This is a genomic window from Streptococcus mitis SK597 (genome assembly GCF_000148545.1).
Lineage (GTDB): Bacteria > Bacillota > Bacilli > Lactobacillales > Streptococcaceae > Streptococcus > Streptococcus mitis_C.
Map to the genome: position 1 here is coordinate 1 of NZ_AEDV01000102.1, position 1,108 is coordinate 1,108.

General features: G+C 35.8%; 1 protein-coding gene and 1 pseudogene. Both read left to right on the forward strand.

Going from position 1 to position 1,108, the window contains the following annotated elements; genetic code table 11:
• A pseudogene (tacF, locus tag SMSK597_RS0103430) lies at nucleotides 1–754 on the forward strand (type IV teichoic acid flippase TacF); the annotation flags it as partial.
• 9 nt (nucleotides 755–763) lie between these two features.
• On the forward strand, nucleotides 764–1,108 hold a 345-nt coding region (locus SMSK597_RS0103435), incomplete at its 3' end, for a LicD family protein (RefSeq protein WP_000811880.1).

The following is a 1,108-nucleotide window of genomic DNA, read 5'->3' on the forward strand; positions in this document are numbered from 1 at the left end:
TACCATGGCTCAACGAATTGTGACCGTTATAGCTGGTGTTGTAACAGGAGCTATCGGAGTGAGTGTGCCTCGTCTCAGTTACTATCTGGGGAAAGGAGACAAAGAAGCCTATGTTGCCCTAGTTAATAGAGGTAGTCGAATCTTTAACTTCTTTATCATTCCTTTAAGTTTTGGGATCATGGTTTTAGGACCAAATGCCATCCTACTTTACGGTAGTGAAAAATATATCGGAGGTGGTATCTTAACCTCTCTATTCGCTTTTCGTACGATTATCCTGGCACTAGATACCATTCTTGGTTCCCAAATTCTCTTTACAAATGGCTATGAAAAACGTATCACAGTCTATACAGTCTTTGCTGGATTACTCAATTTGGGCTTAAATAGTCTCCTCTTTTTCAACCATATCGTGGCTCCTGAATACTACTTACTGACAACTATGCTATCAGAGGCCTCTCTACTTGTTTTCTATATCATTTTCATCCATAGAAAACAACTCATCCACTTAGGACATATCTTCAGCTATACTGTTCGATACTCTCTCTTTTCACTTTCCTCTGTAGCAATTTATTTCCTGATTAATTTCCTGTATCCTGTGGATATGGTCATTAATTTGCCATTTTTGATGAATACTGGTTTGATTGTCTTGCTATCAGCCATCTCTTATATTGGTCTACTTGTCTTCACCAAAGATAGCATTTTCTATGAATTTTTAAACCATGTCCTAGCCTTAAAAAATAAATTCAAAAAATCATAGGAGTTTAGAATGAAACAACTAACCATTGAAGATGCAAAACAGATTGAATTAGAAATTTTGGATTATATTGATACTCTCTGTAAAAAGCACAATATCAACTATATTATTAACTACGGTACTCTGATTGGGGCAGTTCGACATAAGGGCTTTATCCCTTGGGACGACGATATTGATTTATCCATGCCTCGAGAAGACTACCAACGATTTATTAACATTTTTCAAAAGGAAAAAAGCAAGTATAAGCTCCTAGCCTTAGAAACTGATAGGAACTACTTTAATAACTTTATCAAAATAATCGACAGTACGACTAAAATCATTGATACTCGAAATACAAAAACCTATGATTCTGGTGTC